The sequence below is a fragment of the Streptomyces sp. NPDC050564 genome (assembly GCF_044457265.1).
Classification (GTDB): Bacteria; Actinomycetota; Actinomycetes; order Streptomycetales; family Streptomycetaceae; genus Streptomyces.
This window is the reverse complement of sequence record NZ_JBITGS010000032.1, coordinates 104,013-118,353: the sequence shown is the minus strand read 5'-3', so window position 1 is coordinate 118,353 and position 14,341 is coordinate 104,013. Positions and strand designations below refer to the sequence as shown.

Annotated in this window: 14 protein-coding genes and 3 pseudogenes; 9 read left to right on the top strand and 8 right to left on the bottom strand. The window is 69.6% G+C overall.

The window, feature by feature from the left end; translation table 11 throughout:
* Positions 1-338: 338 nt before the first annotated feature.
* Positions 339-770: pseudogene (locus ACIBK0_RS38685) on the top strand (hypothetical protein); the annotation flags it as partial.
* Between the two features lie 6 nt (positions 771-776).
* Here ACIBK0_RS38685 and ACIBK0_RS38680 read toward each other — a convergent pair.
* Entirely contained in the window at positions 777-1,247 is a 471-nt protein-coding gene (locus tag ACIBK0_RS38680; RefSeq protein WP_399090633.1) for a GNAT family N-acetyltransferase, read from the bottom strand.
* Between the two features lie 447 nt (positions 1,248-1,694).
* On the opposite strand from ACIBK0_RS38680, the gene ACIBK0_RS38675 reads away from it, so the two are divergent.
* Together ACIBK0_RS38675 and ACIBK0_RS38670 are read left to right on the top strand one after the other, a co-directional pair.
* Entirely contained in the window at positions 1,695-2,573 is an 879-nt protein-coding gene (locus tag ACIBK0_RS38675) for a Rieske 2Fe-2S domain-containing protein (protein ID WP_399090603.1), read from the top strand.
* Between the two features lie 18 nt (positions 2,574-2,591).
* Positions 2,592-3,074: a hypothetical protein gene (locus ACIBK0_RS38670; protein ID WP_399090600.1), complete on the top strand. Its 483-nt coding sequence runs from the start codon at positions 2,592-2,594 to the stop codon at positions 3,072-3,074.
* Between the two features lie 702 nt (positions 3,075-3,776).
* Here the strand turns inward: ACIBK0_RS38670 and ACIBK0_RS38665 are convergent.
* From ACIBK0_RS38665 to ACIBK0_RS38655, 3 genes and pseudogenes are all read right to left on the bottom strand, one after another.
* Positions 3,777-4,049, bottom strand: a pseudogene (locus tag ACIBK0_RS38665) (IS200/IS605 family accessory protein TnpB-related protein); the annotation flags it as partial.
* 59 nt (positions 4,050-4,108) lie between these two features.
* Positions 4,109-4,702: an MFS transporter gene (locus ACIBK0_RS38660; RefSeq protein ID WP_399090597.1), complete on the bottom strand. Its 594-nt coding sequence runs from the start codon at positions 4,700-4,702 to the stop codon at positions 4,109-4,111.
* A gap of 8 nt (positions 4,703-4,710) precedes the next feature.
* Positions 4,711-5,013 (bottom strand): MFS transporter, encoded by a 303-nt coding sequence (locus ACIBK0_RS38655; protein ID WP_399090594.1) that lies wholly within the window; start codon positions 5,011-5,013, stop codon positions 4,711-4,713.
* A 526-nt stretch (positions 5,014-5,539) separates the two neighbouring features.
* Here ACIBK0_RS38655 and ACIBK0_RS38650 point away from each other — a divergent pair.
* From ACIBK0_RS38650 to ACIBK0_RS38635, 4 genes and pseudogenes are all read left to right on the top strand, one after another.
* A complete protein-coding gene (locus ACIBK0_RS38650; RefSeq protein ID WP_399090630.1) occupies positions 5,540-6,478 on the top strand; it encodes an NAD-dependent epimerase/dehydratase family protein in 939 nt (312 codons plus the stop codon).
* Positions 6,475-7,398, top strand: a complete 924-nt coding sequence (locus ACIBK0_RS38645) for an RNA polymerase sigma-70 factor (protein ID WP_399090591.1) — start codon at positions 6,475-6,477, stop codon at positions 7,396-7,398. The genes ACIBK0_RS38650 and ACIBK0_RS38645 overlap by 4 nt, the downstream gene beginning before the upstream one ends.
* Before the next feature lie 267 nt (positions 7,399-7,665).
* Positions 7,666-7,872 (top strand): annotated as a pseudogene (locus ACIBK0_RS38640) (NADPH-dependent FMN reductase); the annotation flags it as partial.
* On the top strand, positions 7,847-8,245 hold the full coding sequence (locus ACIBK0_RS38635) for an NADPH-dependent FMN reductase (protein ID WP_399090627.1): 399 nt from the start codon (positions 7,847-7,849) through the stop codon (positions 8,243-8,245). The pseudogene ACIBK0_RS38640 and the gene ACIBK0_RS38635, both read left to right, overlap by 26 nt.
* A 27-nt stretch (positions 8,246-8,272) precedes the next feature.
* On the opposite strand, the gene ACIBK0_RS38630 is transcribed toward ACIBK0_RS38635, so the two are convergent.
* Both ACIBK0_RS38630 and ACIBK0_RS38625 read right to left on the bottom strand, forming a co-directional pair.
* A complete protein-coding gene (locus tag ACIBK0_RS38630) occupies positions 8,273-8,458 on the bottom strand; it encodes a hypothetical protein (protein WP_399090639.1) in 186 nt (61 codons plus the stop codon).
* Positions 8,459-8,540: 82 nt separating this feature from the next.
* Positions 8,541-9,557 carry a zinc-dependent alcohol dehydrogenase family protein gene (locus ACIBK0_RS38625; RefSeq protein ID WP_399090588.1) on the bottom strand — a complete coding sequence of 339 codons (1,017 nt, stop codon included), beginning with the start codon at positions 9,555-9,557 and terminating at the stop codon, positions 8,541-8,543.
* Positions 9,558-9,835: 278 nt separating this feature from the next.
* Between ACIBK0_RS38625 and ACIBK0_RS38620 the strand changes: the two genes are divergently transcribed.
* Positions 9,836-10,726 (top strand): helix-turn-helix transcriptional regulator, encoded by an 891-nt coding sequence (locus tag ACIBK0_RS38620; RefSeq protein ID WP_399090585.1) that lies wholly within the window; start codon positions 9,836-9,838, stop codon positions 10,724-10,726.
* A gap of 225 nt (positions 10,727-10,951) precedes the next feature.
* Entirely contained in the window at positions 10,952-11,677 is a 726-nt protein-coding gene (locus ACIBK0_RS38615; protein ID WP_399090582.1) for an SDR family NAD(P)-dependent oxidoreductase, read from the top strand.
* Between the two features lie 165 nt (positions 11,678-11,842).
* Here the strand turns inward: ACIBK0_RS38615 and ACIBK0_RS38610 are convergent, their stop codons facing one another.
* Both ACIBK0_RS38610 and ACIBK0_RS38605 read right to left on the bottom strand, forming a co-directional pair.
* A complete protein-coding gene (locus ACIBK0_RS38610) occupies positions 11,843-12,835 on the bottom strand; it encodes an aldo/keto reductase (protein ID WP_399090579.1) in 993 nt (330 codons plus the stop codon).
* Between the two features lie 64 nt (positions 12,836-12,899).
* Positions 12,900-14,171: a multidrug effflux MFS transporter gene (locus tag ACIBK0_RS38605; RefSeq protein WP_399090576.1), complete on the bottom strand. Its 1,272-nt coding sequence runs from the start codon at positions 14,169-14,171 to the stop codon at positions 12,900-12,902.
* Positions 14,172-14,341 lie beyond the last annotated feature (170 nt).

The window sequence follows — 14,341 nt, the reverse complement described above, 5'->3', positions numbered from 1 at the left end:
CCTCGGCCCAGTCGTCGCCGATCAGAAGCAACTCGCCCTCCCGGTCAGGTAGTTCACTTATCGTGCAGCCTGCGGAAGACGTGGCACGCTCCCTAATGGATCCAGTGCTCACGCCCTGCTCGGCGGGCACGCCACCCCATCAGCGGTCTGGCCTTCCGGCCGACCAACGGGGGCACGGTCTGACCACAGAAGTCACGATGCTTCCGGGCAGGTGAGTGCTCACCCGCTGGCGGCTACGGCACCGAGTCTCTCCGACCCGGCAGCTCCCATTAGGAGTAGGGGCGGTGATTCTGTGGGAGTCGTGACCTGTCGTGTCGTCGCTCCCCGGGAGGTTGTGGATGCCGTCGGTTGTCGGACTGCTGGAACAGCACGAACTCGCAGCTCGCTGTCGGGTCGACGGGTTGCGTGAGGAGGCCGACCGTATCCAGGCCGAACTGGCCGTGGCCGAGCTGGAATGGCAGGAGTGGGTGGTCGCCCGCAGGCGGGTCGATGCAGTGCTGGCTCCGGACTGCGGCAGCACCGCCGACACGGAGGATGTCCCGGATCCGCGGGCTGCGGGCGGGCCGTCGGCGCCCCGGGATTCGGCGAAGCCGAAGTTGCAGGTGCCGGTGTGGCGTGAGGCGGCCTGGTCGGTGCTGTCGGTGGACTACCAGCGCATTCTGCAGGCGCTCTCGGAACGGGACCGGCTCCATCAAAGGCCGCTGACCTGCCAGGAGTTGGCCGCCGTGTTCGGTCTGGACGTGGTGCCGGCCAAGGTGGAGGCACTGCGGGAGGCGTCAGCTCAGCGTCAGGAGTACCAGGTCGATCTCCTCGCCACGAGCCCGCGCGAAGCGCCTGCTCTTCCCGGTGACGAGGAAGCCGCACTTCTCCAGCACGCGGATGGAACCGGCATTGTCAGCAGCGGCGTCGGCATGCAGCGGCCGCGCGGGCTCCGGCTCGATCAGTTCGGCAAGCGCCGTGGTGGCAATGCCCTGACCCCAATGAGCTCGTCCGACGACATACGTGACCTCACGCTCCGATGGCGGTCCGAAGACAGCGGCGTACCCTGCTACCGCATCGTCGGCGACAATGGTTCGCAAGATCACGGACGGGTCCGAGCGCACCTTCGCCCAGTGCTGGTCGAAGTGGCCGCGATCGTAGTGGTACTTCCTGGTCCCAGCCGCCATCTGCTGCAACTCGGGATCCGTCAACTGTTCCCAGCAGATCGGCAGATCGCTGTCCTCAAGCGCGCTCAGGAATATGTCCATAGGCGCAGCCTCAGCCTCCACACGATCGGTACCAAGGTGGCCGGCTCAGCCTAGGCCCAGCTCACGCTTACGGAACAAACTTTCGCCTCCAACTTTCGTGATGGCTCGTCGATTCATCCGTTGGGCCCGTTCGGCTTGTCCCGGGGGTGAAGGGCAAGCACGGGCCCACTGCCGCGTCGGGTGTACGCCGCATTCCACAGCTCCGTGAGCATGTACTTGCTCGTTTGGGTGAGGCTTCTTTGCTGGTCAGCCGACTCGTGCGCGGTCCGCGTCGGCACTTCTTCGGCAACTGGGCCAGCGCGAGGCTCGTGCGGGCCGGCTGGTCCAGGCGTCATCGGCTGGGCATCGGCTCTGTAGGACGGTTCCGAGGGGGCGCAGGGCATTCGCCGGCTGGGCGGGGGTGCCGGGGCAACGTTTACCGCGTCCCGGCCCGGCCACTCGCCCTATATGAGCGAAAGCAGGGCAAAGACGAACATGCTGCCAAACATGTTGGATGCCGTCGAGGATCAGGAGTGGTTGGACGGCTTGGCGACCACCCTACGTATGGCCATTCGTGCGGTCCCCCTCGGCGGTGGCCGGGACGTACTGCGCGGGCTCTGGCTCGGGCATCCCGTACATCCGGCGCTGGTGCAGGTGCCGATCGGAGCCTGGACGGCGGCGGGAATCCTCGACCTGCTGCCCGGGGAAAGCCGGGCAGCGCGCCGTTTGGTAGCCGTGGGCCTGCTCGGCGCGGCGCCCGCTGCCGCAGCCGGATGGGTGGACTGGGCGGATCAGCCGCCCCGCCAGGCGCGCACCGGGCTCTTCCACGCAGCGGCCAACCTCGTAGCCGTCGCGGCGTACGCCGGCTCTCTGGCGGCGCGCTGCAAGGGTCGTAGCGGACTCGGCCGCGTGCTGGGATTCGGTGGCATGGCCGCTGCCACCACGGGAGGCGTGGTCGGCGGTCACCTCGCTTACCGGCAGGCAGCCGGAGTCAACCATGCCGCGGCGGTACCCCTTCTCGTCGAGCCGGTTTGGCACGACGTGGGGTCAGCGGACGAATTCCCCGTCGACGAACCAGTACGACGCATGGTGGGTGAGGTGCCCATCCTGGTGGTGCGGAAGACAAACGGACAGTGGCACGCACTGGCCGATCGGTGCAGTCACATGGGCGGTCCGCTCCATGCGGGCAAAATCGTCGCGGACTGCATCGAATGCCCCTGGCACGGCAGCCAGTTCCAGCTCGCCGACGGCGAAAACGTCCACGGGCCGGCGACCGCTCCTCAGCCCTGCTTCGAATGTCGCCCCTCGCCGAACGGCCACGTCGAAGTCCGTCTCGCAAAGAACTGAGCCACAAGGAGATGCCCCATGCGCCCCGACCCCGATGTCCTTGGGATCTACCTCAACGACCACCTCGCCGGTGCCACCACCGGGAAAGTGCTCTCCCAACATTTGGCTGAGGAAATGCGCTCCACGCCGCACGGCAGCGACCTGCGCCGTGTCGCGGACGAGATAGCAGAGGACCGTCAACACCTGCTCGAGGTGATGTCGTTGCTCGGTGTGCCGGCACGACGGCACAAGTTCTACGCGGGGTGGCTGGCCGAAAAGTTGCGTCTGCTCAAGCTCAACGGCCGGATCGTGCGCCGCTCTCACCTGAGTACGCTCATCGAGCTTGAAACGCTGCGTCTGGGTATCGAAGGGAAGAGCCTGCTCTGGCAGACCCTGCTGGGACTGACACCCACACGCGGACTGGACGAGACACGGCTGAAAGACCTGGTCCGCCGCGCGGTCGACCAGGCCGAGACGGTCGAAACCACGCGCCGCGGAACGGTTGGCGCCGTCTTCCACTGACCGTTTGCACAAATGACGCGCATCTCATCTGTTTCAACAGTGCAGGCCCGTGCCGCGACCGGGGTACGACAGGGGCGACGACGGGCTCATCACCTACCGTTCCTACCGATTGAGCGGGAGTGTGTCCTGTTTCCACGAGCGTTGGTACGCAGCCGCGTGCTCCGAAGGGTGTTGGGCACGCTGGTCGCCTGCGCTCGCTCCGCCGCCGGGCGGCACAGATCTCGTCCGTGGGGGATCCGGGGATGCAGGGGGCGGGGTCCCCCACGCCGACGGGTCTCCGCTCCGGCCTGGGCGGTCCGATGCCCGGCACGATCGCTCCGGCCGTGCGGGGTCAAGCGGCAACAGTTCCGAACCCCCCTGTCGGGTTCAGCGGCACCGGAGGCGCCGCACGGGACCAAGTTCAGGAGCAGTCCCACTGCCGCGACGCCGGTGACCAGGTTGAGGCTCGGCCGGTAGGGGGTGAAGTCACCGCCACTGTCGCCTACTCCAGTGAGCACGGCCGTGAACACGGCGAGAACGAGGGCGGCGCCGACCTGGCCGGAGGTCTGCACCAGACCGGAGGCGAGGCCCTGCTCGGAGTCGCCGACGCCATCGGTGGCGCGGCCATTACGGCGCTTTGGCTTGCTCTTCCTCCTGAAGGAGTGGCGATGTCATCGGGCGGCAGGGCCAGCATCCCGTCGACAGGTGACACCTGGACCGTTCCTACAGACTGAGCGGGGGTGAGTCCTGTTGCCAGAACCCATGCTCAGCCGAACGCCCCGAACGGTGTTGGGCGTTCTGGTTCCCCGCGTTCGCTCCGCCGCCGGGCGGCACGCATCTGGTGCGTGGTCCGGGGATGCGGGGGCGGGGTTCCTCGCGCCGTCGGGTCTCCGGTCGGGCCTGGGCGGTCCGATGCCCCGCACGATCGCTCTGGTCGTGTGGGGGCGGTGCCGTCCGTCGCCGGATCGGGTGTCCGAGGGCGAAGGCACCCAGGCTGTCGAACGCGCTGATGCGTCCGCGGACTTCGGCCGGAATCTCGCGCTGGGTGACGGTCGTCACGAGCGTGTTGCACACCGCTGCCCCGGCCCCCGCGGGGAGTGCCGCCGCGGCCACCCAGGCCAGCGGCAACCGCGCGGCCAGTGCGGCCGCCGGTATGGCCCAGCCCGCGGATGCGGCCATGGACCAGGCGAGCGCCCGGCTGGGATTCCTGCCGAGCAGCGCCAGACCGCCGAGGTGGAGCCGACGCCGTACAGGGCGAGCACGAGACCCCAGGCTTTCGCGCCGCCGAGCCGCTGCTGGGCAAGAGTCGGTCCCAGCACCAGGAACGGCGCCCACAGGACGAAGTTGAACAGGCTCACGTGGAGGGTCGTGACCCACAACCACGTGCGGGAGGTGAACTCCTTCCAGCCGAGCCCCAGGTCAGTGAACAACCCGCGGCGGGGCACGGCCGACCGCGACATGGGCAGCCGAGCCAAGGCCATGACACTCACGCCGTAGCTGACCGCGTCGACCGCGACCACCGTGCCCGCGTCAGAAACAGCGACGAGCACGCCGGCCAGACCGGGGCCCACAACCGAGGCGGCCGCCTGGGGGATCTGCAACAGCGAGTTGGCGTCCGTAAGGTCCTCCGCAGGAACCAAGGCGGGCACCAGGGCCGTCAGACCGGGCTGAACCCACCCTCGCCGATTCCGAGAACCACCGCCAGCACGACCACTTCCCAGATCCTCGCCCTGTCGGTGAACAGCAGCAAGGCCAGGACGCTCTGGGCAGCAAACCGGAGCAGATCCGCTGTCAGCATCACCGATCGGGCCCCGAGCCGGTCGGCGGACACGCCGCCGAGCAGCAGCACGACCAGGACCGCCAAAATCCGCGCCGCCATCACCACGCCGACGGCGTCGACCCCGCCGCCAGGCGACTGCAGCACGGCGAACGTGGCGCCGATCGTGCCCTGGACCGGCACCCGCCCCCTCTGGTGCTATCACGGCCTCGAGCGCGACTGCGGCCGGCCCCGCTCGGGCCCGCGCCGCCCTCGCTGTGCGGGCCCCGCTCAGGGAGTTGACCCTGTGGCACCTCCTCCACGAATCGGGAGCCCCCGTCGAGCGGGTGCTCGCTCTCGACATCGACCGCCTCGACCTCCCCGGTCGACGCACCAGGGCGGGCGCGACGGATGATCCTCATCGCCCACGAGCGGACCCATTTCGCAGCTTCCGATAGCCGAACTTACCCATGGCGTCGTCGCAGATCCGCAGCCGACCAAGCTGCTCGTGGCCGTGCCACGCGAACTTCGCGATGACGGGCTCCGAAACCTCAAGCTGCGGCAGGGGCGGTCGACGGCGACGTACCTGGCCTGCGTACCAATGCAACTGCACCGCGCCCTGAACCGGAAGAACGTGTTCGCCGCGCCGTCCGACGGGTGCTCCGATGTCACAAACCGCGGGGCTGTCTCGTCCCAAGTCTCGGAGACGGACTTCGGGATCAGGAAGGTGATGGTCATGCGGGTGTTCGTGGCAGGTGGGACCGGAGTACTGGGGCGGCGGCTGGTGCCGCAGCTTTTGGCTCGTGGGCACCAGGTGACGGCCACGACGACGAGCGCGGCCAAGCTCGGCCTGGTCGAGCAAGTGGGCGCGGACGGCGTGGTGATGGACGGATTGGACGCGATGTCGGTCGGTGAGGCAGTGGCTGCAGCCCGACCGGACGTGATCGTGCACCAGATGACCGGGATCAGCGTCGCTCACGCCGGCAAGCCTGACCTCAAACACTTCGACCGGTGGTCCGTCCCCACCATCAGGTTGCGCACGGAGGGGACGGATCATCTGCTGGCCGCGGCCGAGGCGACCGGCGTCTCGCACTGCGTCGCACAGGGCTACGCCAACTGGAACGGGATCCGCGAGGGCGGATGGGTGAAGACCGAGGAGGACCCGCTGGACCTGCACGAGGGGACGGCTGCGCACGCGGCGATGGCGGCGCTCCGCCATGTCGAGGACGTGGTCGGCAGGGCCGGCGGCGCGGTGATGCGGTACGGCGCGTTCTACGGGCCTGGCGCCACCGACGACCAGCTCGTGCTCGTGCGCAAGCGGCAGTTCCCGCTGGTCGGGGACGGCACCGGCTACGCCTCGTGGGTGCATCTCGACGACGCGGCCAGTGCCACCGTCCTGGCCGTCGAACAGAAGGCGAGGGGTGTGTTCAACATCGTCGACGACGAACCGGCCCCGGAGAGCGAGTGGCTGCCGTATCTGGCCGCCTGCGCGGGGGCGAAGCGGCCGATACGGGTCCCCACGTGGCTGGCCCGGCTGCTCGCCGGGGAGGTGGTGGCAACGATGATGACCGAGGGACGCGGCTTCTCCAACGCCAAGGCCAAGCGGGAGCTCGGCTGGGAATTGCGCTACCCCTCGTGGCGGCAGGGCTTCAAGGAGGGGCTGGCGTGACCCGGGTCGAGGAGTTCGAAGAGCTGCGGCCGCTGCTGTTCTCGATCGCCTACCGGATCCTGGGCAGCGTGAGCGAGGCCGAGGACGCGGTCCAGGAGACCTGGCTGCGCTACGAACTCTCCCCCACCCGGCCCGCGTCGGCCAAGGCGTTCCTGTCGGCCGTGGTCACCCGGGTCTCGATCGACGTGCTGCGCTCGGCCCGCCTGCGGCGGGCGGAGTACGTCGGGCCGTGGTTCCCCGAGCCGCTGCTCACCGACCCCTACGAGGACCCCGAGCGATCGGCGGAGCTGGCCGACTCGCTGTCGATGGCATCCCTGCTGCTGCTGGAGCGGCTCAGTCCGCTCGAGCGGGCGGTCTTCGTGCTGCGGGAGGTGTTCGCCTTCGGCTTCCCGGAGATCGCCTCGGCGGTGGGCAGGTCGGAGGCGGCGTGCCGCCAGCTCGCGGTGCGGGCGCGCCGCCACATGGACGAGGGTCGGCCCCGGTTCGAGGCCGACCGGCGGGAGCGCGAGGAACTCGCCGGGCGGTTCTTCGACGCCTTCCGAGAGGGGAAAGTCGACGGTCTGCGGGAACTGCTCGCCGCCGACGTGTCGTTGGTCGCGGACGGCGGTGGCAAGGCCCCGCAGTTCGCCGGGGGCTTCTTCGGCGCCGACCATGTGTCCCGGCTGCTCGCCGACCTCCTCCCGCCGTTCTTCCGGATCGGCGGCGTTATGGAACCCCACCACGTGAACGGCCGGCCGGGAGCGATCTTCCGCGACCGGGACGGGAAAGTCCTCAACACCTGGACACTCGAGATCCTCGACGGGCGGATCCAGACGATCCGCACGGTGAGCAACCCCGACAAGCTCGCGCACATGGGCCCCGTGGCGGACGCCTGGGCAGTCCTGCGCGAAACGCAGCAGGTTCGCCTGGACGCGGACTGACCCGGAGAGCTCACTGCGCTCCAAACCTGCGGTGCCGGGTCCGCCGGCGGGCCGGGAAATCCACCGCAGGGACAGGGATCTCGGCATCACGTACCTGCGCACCGCGGTCGAGGAAGCAGGCTACGAGCCCACCACGGACAGGAAGTCGCCGCCCACACGCCCCACAAGCCGCCCGGTGAAGCAGCGGCGGACGGCAACAGTTTGCCGTGTCCCAAGCAGGAACCAAGCAACAACAGGTTCATCACACCAGAACCAGGAGAATCAGACATGATCAGGATCGGCATCATCATCGGCAGCACCCGCCCCGGCCGCAACGGCGACCGGGTGGCCCAATCGGTGCGGGACCTGGCGGCTGAACACGTCGGCGCCGCCGCGGAGTTCGCGCTCGTGGACCTGAAGGAATACGCACTGCCGCTCCTCGACGAGCCCGTGCCGGCGCAAATGGCGCCTGGCCGGCGGCCGCACACCCGGCGATGGGCCGAGCGGATCGGCTCGTGCGACGCCTTCATCGTCGTCACGCCCGAATACAACACCGCCCCCCGCCGCCCTGACCAATGCCATCGACTACCTCTACGAGGAGTGGGGCGGCAAGCCGGTCGGTTACGTCGGCTACGGCATCTTCGGCGCGGTCATGGCGGTGCAGAAGCTGCGCGCGCAGGCGGGCCCGTTGCGGATGGCGGACATCGGGCCGCAGGTGGCGCTGTCGCTGCGCGAGGACTTCGTGGACTTTGCCGAATTCCGGCCGCAGGAGCTGCATGTGGCGGAGGTGCACGGGCTGGTCGACGAGCTGCTCGCGTGGGCGCGGGCGCTCGGCCCGCTGCGCGGAGCTTCCCGGGCTGCTGCCTGACCGGCCGAAGGCCCGTCCTCTGCAACGTCAGAGCCGCGGTGCGAAGGGTGCGGTCCACACCTGGTCCCGGGCCGGCGGCGGACCGGGCTGTCGGTCGTCGAGGTGGCCGGCGCTACGGGAGATGAGCGCGATGCTGTGGCCGGCGACCCCGAAGCCTCGGGCGGTCGCCAGCCCCAGGCCGGGGCCGGCGCCGACGAGAGCAAAGGTCGTCACAGTGAGTCCTTCACGGCAACGGTCCACGGGCAGGTGCGGGGCCGGGCCGCAAGGTACCCGGCCCTGGCCCTGCGTCGGGAAGTCAGGGCTTGAGGAGGGCCTTGATGGCGCGGCGCTCGTCCATGGCCTTGTAGCCCTCGGCGACCTGCTCCAGGGGGAGAGTGAGGTCGAAGACCTTGCCCGGGTTGATCCGGCCGCTCACGACGCGGTCGATCAGGTCGGGCAGGTAGCGGCGCACGGGGGCGGGGCCGCCGCGCAGACCGACATGGGAGAAAAAGAGATCCTGGCCGTCAATGGCCACGTCGTGGGGGACGCCGACGAAGCCGACGTTGCCGCCGGGCCGGGCCGCGTGCAGGGCCTGCTGCATGGATTGCGCGGTGCCGACACACTCCAGCACCGCGTCGGCGCCGATCCCGTCGGTGAGGTCCTTGATCCGGGCGACGCCCTCTTCGCCACGCTCGGTGACGATGTCGGTGGCACCGAATTCCAGAGCGAGCTTCTGGCGGGGCTCGTGTCGGCTCATCGCGATGATCCGCTCCGCACCCAATTCCTTCGCCGCGATCACACCGCACAGGCCCACCGCGCCGTCGCCGACCACCACGGCGGTGGAGCCGGGCTTGACCTCGGCGGCGTCGGCGGCGTACCAGCCGGTGCCCATGACGTCGGAGAGCGCCAGCAAGCTGGGCCAGAACTCCTCGCCCGGCACCTCGTCGGTGGCGACCAGCGTGCCTTGGGCGCTGGGGATGCGGACGTACTCGGCCTGGCAGGTGCTCATGAACTCGCGGTTGAGGCAGCTGGACTGCCAGCCATTGCGGCAGTTGGCGCAGGTGTTGTCCGAGGTGGCGAAAGAGCCGATGACGAACTGGCCCGGCTTGACCGAGGTGACCTCGCTCCCGACCTCCTCAACGATGCCTATGTACTCGTGGCCCATCGGGTGCGCCTCGTCGACCGGATCCAGGCCACGGTAGGGCCACAGGTCCGAGCCGCACACGCAGGAGACGGCCGTGCGGATGATCGCGTCGGTCGGCTGGAGGATCTTCGGGTCGTCGAGGGTCTCGAAGCGCACATCGCCGGGGGCGTGGATCACTGCTCCGCGCATGAGAGGGGTTCCTTACGTGCTGAGGGGCGGGCCGCGGGTGCGGTCGGGGCCCCGATGGGCCGCTCTTGCCCGTGTGCAGTTGCCTACCGGGCGCACGAAACGACACCGCTGTCATCGGCGCGCGTCCCGGACGGGCACACCCGACGTGCCGCCTAGCGTCGCGGCCGGGAGTGCCACGTCATCCAGGTAACCGGCTTTCCGCGCGGGCAGCGAGTTACCAGCAAGGGGTGTACTGCCAGTACACCCCTTTCAGGGCCTGCGGCACGTACGGTCGAGGAGTGGACAACCGTGAAGAGGTCCGCGAGTTCCTCACCTCGCGGCGAGCGAAGATCGCCCCGGAACGGGCCGGCCTGCCCGCCGGGGCGCGGCGCCGCGTGCCGGGGCTGCGCAGGAGCGAGGTCGCAGCCCTGGCCGACGTCAGCGTCGAGTACTACGCCAAACTCGAACGCGGCAACCTCGCCGGCGTCTCCCCCGCCGTCCTCGAAGCCGTCGCCCGCGCGCTCCAGCTCGACGACGCCGAGCGCGCACACCTCCTGCACCTGGCCCAGGCCGCCGACGGCTCCGACGTACTCACCCGCCGTCGGCGCCGGGCCACCCGGCAGTGGGCCCCGCACCGCAGTCTGCAGTGGACCCTGGACGCGATCACCGCCGGGCCTGCCTTCGTACGCAACGGCCGCATGGACCTGCTCGCCGCCAACCAGCTCGCCCGCGCCTTCTACACCGACGTCTACGCCGCGGCCCACAATCAGGCGAACCTCGCCCGTTTCAACTTCCTCGATCCCGTCTCCCGGCGCTTCTACCCCGACTGGGACACCTTCGCCGACACCGCGGTGGCCATCTTGCGCACCGAAGCCGGCCGCAACCCCCACGACAAGGACCTGCACGACCTCGTCGGCGAACTGTCCACCCGCAGCGAGGAGTTCCGCACCCGCTGGGGCACCCACAACGTCCGCCACCACGGCACCGGGGTCAAACGGTTCCACCACTCGGCCGTCGGAGAACTCACCCTGGCCTACGAGGGCTTGGAGATGACCGCCGAACCCGGTCTCACCCTCACCATCTACACCGCCGAACCCGGCTCGCCCTCCGAAGAGCGGCTGCGCCTGCTCGCCTCCTGGACCGCCACGCAAGAGGACCACTCGCCCACGCAACCATCCACAACAAGCTGAGGCCACCCTCAACGGCCGGCCCGCAGACGGGGCCACCGAGAGGACATAGCGCTCCCTTCAGCGGTCACCGCGCCCCCGAAGGCAAGGAGACACTTCCATGCGAGGAGCAGTCATGCACGCTACCGGAGCCGGCCGCGTCGGCGACCGGGACAAAGCGATTGTCCGAGCGCCGCTCGGCTTTGCGGCGCCCGCCCCGGCCTCGCGCGTGCGAGAGGTGGTGCGGTCGTGAGCCGGATCCTGGTGACCGGTTCCGCGGACGGCCTTGGACGTGCCGCGGCGGATGCGCTGCTGTCCGCCGGACACGATGTCGTGGTGCACGCCCGGAACCAGGAGCGCGCAGCGGGCCTCGACTCGCTGCTCGACCGCGGGGCAGACATCATCGTGGGTGACTTCACGGAGCGCGACGCCGTCCGGCGCGTCGCCGCCGAGCTGAACGACGCGAAGCCGCTCGACGCGGTCATCCACAACGCCGGCGTATGGAGCGGGCCGGCGGTCATGCCGGTCAACATCGTCGCACCGTACCTGCTCACGGCCCTGCTCCGCGGGCCGCGCCGACTGGTATACCTGAGCAGCAGCTCCCACCTGGGTGGACGCCCCTCGCTCGGCGGGGTCGACTGGCGGGGCGAGAGCGCGGGCTCGTACGCCGACAGCAAGTTGTTCGTCACGACGCTCGCGGCAGCGGTGGCCCGCCTGCGCCCCAACGTGCTGAGCAACGCCGTGGATCCGGGCTGGGTACCGACCAAGATGGGCGGACCGGGCGCACCGGACGATCTCGAGCTCGGCCATCAGACACAGGAGTGGCTCGCCTCCAGCGACGAACCCCAGGCCCTGACCACCGGCGGGTATTGGTACCACCGCCGACGGCTGCAGCCGCACCGCGCAGTCCACGACGAGGCATTCCAAAACCGCCTCCTGCAAGCGTTGGCCGAGCAGACGGGCACCGCGCTCTGACTGACCTCGGCCATGTGCCGCCTGCGCGCGGTGTGCCGCTGACTCTCCCCCGGCCAAGCTCGTCGGCAGCTCGCCGCTGAGCGATCATTCGCGATTCCTCACCGGCACGACGAGACGCAGCCGACCCCCAGCTCCCGTGTGGAGCGACGGGGTCGAAGTGCGCGGCTACCAGGCGTATGCCTCCGGGGCCTCGCCACCGGGGCCGGGCCAGATCTCGTCAAGCTTGCGCAGCGTGTCCTGCGACAAGGTCACGTCGAGGGCACGCCGACTGGTGGCGAGCTGTGCTGCGGTGCGGGGACCGACGATCGTGGCGGTGACAACCGGGTTGTGCAACAGCCAGGCCAGCGCAACGTAGGCAGGCTGTGCGCCGAGCTCGGCACACAGCGCCTCGTAGGCCTCCAGCTGGGGACGGTACCGTTCGACGCGGGCCAGGGCCTGCGGCGTCACACGGCGACCGCCCTCACCCTGCGCCTTGTGCAGCGCGCCGCCGAGCAGCCCGCCGCCCAGCGGGCTCCACGGGATCAGCCCGAGACCGTAGTGCCGCAGCGCCGGGATCACCTCGAGCTCGATGGTGCGCGCGGACAGGTTGTACAAGCTCTGCTCGGACACCAGGCCCAGGAAGTTGCGGGCAGCGGCGGTGGACTGCGCGGTCGCGATGTGCCAGCCCGCGAAGTTGCTGCTGCCGACATAGATCACCTTGCCCTCACGCACCAGCTGCTCCATCGCCTGCCAGATCTCCTCCCACGGGGTCGACCGGTCGATGTGGTGCATCTGGTACAGGTCGATGTGGTCGGTCTGCAGACGCCGCAGGCTGTCCTCCGCGGCCCTGCGGATCCTGTACGCGGACAGGTACTTGTCGTTCGGGCCGGTGCCCATCGGCTGGTACGCCTTGGTCGCCAGCACGATCTGCTTCCGCCGCCCGCCGCCCTGAGCGAGCCAGCGCCCGATGATCTCCTCGGACAGGCCGTACCCCCGCACCATGTCAGGAGACTGCGGCCCACCGTAGACGTCGGCGGTGTCGATGAGGTCGATGCCCGCCAGCGCAGCATCCATGATCTCAAAGCTAGTCGCCTCGTCCGTCACATGCCCGAAGTTCATCGTGCCCAACGCGAGGCGACCGACCTTCAGACCACTGCGGCCCAGGTGTGCGTATTGCATGTTTCGTTGACCTTTCTTGGGGGGGGGGCGCGAACAGATACCCCTCCCGAGAAGAACTGGCGGGTCAGGAGTTCGCTGCCACACTGTCGAGCGGTTTGCTCAAGGCGACGGTGTGCTCCGAGACCCGGGTGTGGTGGCGGATCGCAACGACATAGACGACCGCCGCGAGTGCGGCGGAGGCGACCGTGACCAGCCCGAGCGGGACGGCGGTGCCGGCGCCGCCGAGTCCCACGAGCGGCGCGGCCAGCCCGCCGAACGCGAAGCGCGCCATGCCAAGGAGTGAGGACGCGGTTCCTGCGATCTCGGGGTAGTGCGCCAGGGCGAGCGAAGTGGACGGCGGAGTGGTGGCGGCCACGCCGCTGACCATGGTGAGCAGGGACAGCACCATGGCTGCCAGCGGCAGGTGGAGAGCCGCGGTGACGAGCAGCCCGGTCGCGCCAAGAAGGGTCATGCCGAGGCCCAGGACGAGGGTGCCCTGCTCCGACCATCGTTCCGACAGACGTCCTGCGGCGAAACCGAACAGCATGAAGCCGAGGGAGTTCAGCCCGAACGCGAACGAGTAGCCCTGCGGCGAGAGCCCGTAGATGCCCTGCAGGACATAGGTGGCGCCGCTGAGATAGGCGAACAGGGCGGCGTTGACGAGACCCGTGATCAGGACGGCGCCGAGGAAAAGGCGGTCGGCCAGCAGCCGCCGGAAGTCGCGCCCGCTCTGGGAGAGCCCGCCGCCGGTGCGCTCCTGCGGGGGCAGGGTCTCCCGGAAGACGGCCAGGCACGCGATGAGGATCGCGGCGCCGAGCAGGGCGAGGAAGATGAAGATGCCGCGCCAGTCGGTGAAGGCGGCGAGCTGGCCGCCCGCAACCGGTCCGATGATCGCGGCCAGCCCGCCGATCACGGTCAGGCGGCCGTAGTAGCGGACGAGCTTGCCCCCGGAGTACAGGTCGCGACCTGCGGCCTGGGCGATCACGATGCCCACCGCGCCGGCCAGACCCTGCACGAAGCGGGCGGCAACCAGGGTCTCGACGCTCGGGCTGATCGCACACAGCACCGAGGTGGCGATGTAGGCGACGGCACCCACCAGAAGAGGGCGGCGTCGACCGAACCGGTCCGACAGCGGCCCGGCGATCACCTGGCCGAACGCCAGGCCGAGCAGACAGGCGGTGACGGTCAGCTGCGCGGCCGACGTCGACGCGTGCAGCTCGCCGGTGAGCGCGGGCAGTGCCGGCAGGTAGAGGTCCATCGAGATCGGCCCGAAGACGGTCAGCAGAGCGAGAACGACAGCCAGGGCACGGCTGACCGTCCGCTCGCGCGGCGCGCTCGGGATCACGGGGGTACTCACTTGGCTCCAATCGAAGAAGGACGACAAAGCGCCGCGAGAGGAAGGGGCGCCGAGGGCGCCCGACACGGCGGAAATCTCGCCGTTCTCAAGAAAACCGCCTTCCACGGCGGTCAGGGAGCTTCTCTCGAAGGGTGTACTGGCAGTGCATGTCAGGCCCTGGCACACCGGGC